At 75.5% G+C, this 3546-nt stretch carries 2 protein-coding genes; both read right to left on the reverse strand.

Annotated features, from left to right (window positions below; all coding sequences use genetic code 11):
* On the reverse strand, window positions 1–552 hold a 552-nt coding region (locus AAG827_RS22080), incomplete at its 3' end, for a UvrD-helicase domain-containing protein (protein ID WP_341928361.1).
* Window positions 553–562: 10 nt separating this feature from the next.
* Window positions 563–3546, reverse strand: a 2984-nt coding sequence (gene recC, locus AAG827_RS22085) for an exodeoxyribonuclease V subunit gamma (protein WP_341928362.1), incomplete at its 5' end; no start/stop codon positions are given.

A 3546-nucleotide genomic window follows, 5' to 3' on the forward strand; every position in this document is an offset into this window, starting at 1 on the left:
AGCCTCGGCGTGGCTGAAGACGGGGCCGCCGGGCGCGAAGGCGAAGGCGCGGAGGTAGAGGTCGTCGACGACCTCGGACACCAGGTCGTCGAGGTCCTCGACCAGCCGGGCGCGCGCGTCGGTGTCTCCGGCCACGCCCAGCGAGCTCAGCACCAGCGAGCAGAACTGGTGGGTGGTGGCGATCGTCGCGGCGTCGAAGCCGACCAGCGCCTCGACGACCCGCCGGTGCCGCAGCGCCCGCTGCTCCTCGTCACCGACGACCAGCAGGGTCAGCAACGGGGACGCCGCGACGTCGACAGCCACGTCGCCGTCGAGCGCTCGCTCCGCCTCGACCAGCTGGGCGCGCACCCGCTCGCGCAGCTCCTGGCTGGCGGCGCGGCCGAAGGTGACCACCAGCATCTCGTCGAGACCGGCGACGCCCTCGGCGACATAGCGGGTCACGAGGGCCGCGATCGTCCACGTCTTGCCGGTGCCGGCGCTGGCCTCGAGCAGGGTGGTGCCGACGCCGGGCAGCGGCGCGGTGATGTCGAAGGTGGGCAGGTCGCTCCTCACAGGTCGCTCCTCACAGGGCAGCCACCCTCTCGCCGCCGGTGAGCAGCGGCTCCCACACCCGCCACGCGTGGGTCGCGAGGCCGGCGTCGAGGAGCACCTCGACCGGCTGGTCGGGGCCGAAGGCGCGGACGTGGTGGTCGTCGGCGTCCTCGCCCTCGATGCCGAAGGCGTTGTGCGGGTCGGTCGTCCACGCCCGGCGGGCCAGCTCGACGGGAGAGACGTCGTCGCCCATCAGCGAGCGGGCGTGGCCCTCCGCCCAGGCGGCCGCCGTCTGGATCGGCAGCGGCAGCGGCGTGCGCAGGCCGAGGTCGCGCAGCTCCACGAGGGTGCGCAGGTGGTCGGCGGCGCGGTGGTCGAGGGGGCCGGCCAGCGCGCGGCGCGGCCCGGCGCGCTCCCGACCGACGGCGTGGGCGGTCCAGCTGGAGTCGGGCCGGGCCGCGCTCAGGGCGAGGAGGTCGATCCAGGAGTGGAGGCGCTGGCGCGGCTTGAGGCGGGAGTAGCCCAGGGAGACCAGCTTGGCGCCGTAGAGGCCGGAGACCGTGCCGGACAGCCGACGCCCGCCGCCGAGATCGACATCGACGTCGACCGACCGTGCCTCCCCGACCCGCAGGTCGGCCGTGCGGTCGAAGAGCTTCTGGGACTCGGCCACGACCTTGGCCAGGGCACCCGAGCCGAGGCCTCCGGGTGGCAGGGTGCCGCGCAGCTGCTCGGCCGTCATCACCGCGGTCGGGTCCTGACCGGCGAGGACCTCGCGGAGCAGGTGGTCGCCGACCTGCCAGGCCTCGAGGTTGTCGAGCTCCACGGGGATCGCGTCGCGCAGCTCGTCGGGCGACAGCGGCACGGACACCTCGAGTCGTTGGCGGAGGAAGGCGCGCACGGGATGGGTGAAGAACGCCTTGAGGTCGGCCAGCGAGACGTCCTCGACCGGCCGCTCGGGCAACGGCCCGTCGAGCAGCGGTGGTCGCGGGGTCCTCGGGCCGACCATCGCGCGCGCGCCGGCGAGCGCGGCACGGTCGAAGCTGAAGGGGCGGCCGGGGTCGCCCGGCACCAGCCGTCCGGGCTGGAGGTTGCGCGGGTCGTGGGGCTGGAGGGGGTGCACGACCAGCACGGTGTCGCGCACGGGCGCGGCGGCGGTGCGGTCGGCGGCGTCGAGCACCTCCCCCAGCGGCACGGCGGGGGGGCGGGCGGCGCCCGAGTGCTCGTTGGCGCCGGTGTAGGTCACGACCACCGTCTCGGTCGCGGCGAGCAGCGCGTCGAGCAGCAGCTGGCGGTCCTCGCTGCGCGGGTCGCGCTCGCCGGTCAGGGGGCGTCGGGCGAGCACGTCGTCGCCGTCCTCGACGCTGATGCGCGGGAAGACCCCGTCGTCGAGGCCCACCAGGCACACCACGCGGTGCGGCACCGAGCGCATCGGGACCATGGTGCAGACCGTGAGCGTGCCGGTGCGGAAGTTGGCCCGGGTGGGCCGGCCTCCGAGGCGGGAGGTCAGCAGGGCGCGGACGTCGGCGAGCCGGAGCGGCACCTCGGGGGTCTCGAGGCCCGAGAGCGCCGCCCGGGTGAGCTCGCGCTCGAGCTGGGGCACCTGCCAGGCGTCGTCGGGTGCGACGTCGGTCAGGCCGAGGACACCGGCGGTGAGCGCCTGCATCCAGGACTCGACGCCGCTGGCCTCCTCGAGCGCGACGACGCAGGCGCCGAGCCGGTCGACCATCTCGGCGAGCCGCCCCACGAGGTCGACGTCGTTGCTGCCCACGTCGTCGACCGGAAGGCCGCGCCCGACGTGGCGGTGGTCGTCGCCGCTCATCGCGACACCGAGCAGCACCCGGTCGAGCCCGGCACGCCAGGTGTTGTGCTCGAAGCCCTGCATCTCGAAGCGACCCCGCTGGGCAGCGTCGAGGCCCCAGCGGATGCCGGCCTCGCCGACCCAGCGGGTGACGCGGTCGAGGTCGTCGTCGGTGAAGCCGAAGCGCAGCCGCACCGCCGGGCTGCTGGCGAGGTCGAGCACCTGGGACGCGGTGAGTCGTCCGGACGCGAGCTCGACCAGGACGGTCGCGACGGCGAGCAGCGGGTTGGTGCTGGTGAGGGCGCGGTCGGCCAGGCGCACCCGCAGCCGGTGGGCCGGGTGGCCGCCACCGGCGGCCTGGTCGACCACGTCGGCGAGACCGAAGCCCGCGGAGAAGAGCGGAGCATAGGTCTCGATGTCGGGACACATCACGAGGATGTCGCGCGGCTCGAGCGTCGGGTCGTCGGCGAGCAGCCCGACCAGCACCTCACGCAGGACGTCGACCTGGCGGGCCGCCCCGTGGCAGGCGTGGACCTGGAGGCTGCGGTCGGAGGCAGCGGGCACCCGCGTCGCACGCGACTCGGGCGTCGGTGCGGCGTTGGCCCGGAGGTCGTGCTGCAGCCAGCCCAGCAGCGTCGTGGGCTCCTCGACCGGCATCCCCACGGGCTCGTCGACGCCTGCGAGCGGCGCCAGGGTGCGGTGCAGCTCGCGGGCGTCGCGGCCCAGCGAGGCGAGGAGGGGGTGGCCGACGGCCGCGGCCGACTCGTCGTCGGCACGGGCGACGACCCCCTCCTCGACCAGCGCGTCCCAGAGCACCGGCGAGGGCTGCGGCAGCCAGAGGTGCACCTCGCGCGAGGTCGCCAGGGCGCCGAGGAGGGCGACCTCGGTCGCGGGCAGCCGGGTGTGACCGAAGAGGGAGAGCCGGTCGGGCAGGTCGAGCCCGACACCCCCGGACCGCAGCAGGTCCAGTGCCCGCTCGTGACGCACGTCGGGCGGCTCGACGTCGACCCGCTCCAGCAACCGCTGCCACAGCAGCGCCTGCCACTCCAGGTCAGGGGCCAGCACGCCCCCGGCCCCGTCGGTCAGGTGCCCGTGGCGCCAGTCGGTGACCAGCTGCGGCCGCTGGACGGCGTAGGACGAGAAGAGGCCCGCCAGCCGCCTCGCGACGGAGAAGCGTCGGTCGCGCCGCAGCCCGCCCTCCTCGCCGTCGCGGCCGT

The organism is Nocardioides psychrotolerans, assembly GCF_943371775.1.
In the GTDB taxonomy this organism is placed as follows: Bacteria; Actinomycetota; Actinomycetes; order Propionibacteriales; family Nocardioidaceae; genus Nocardioides; species Nocardioides psychrotolerans_A.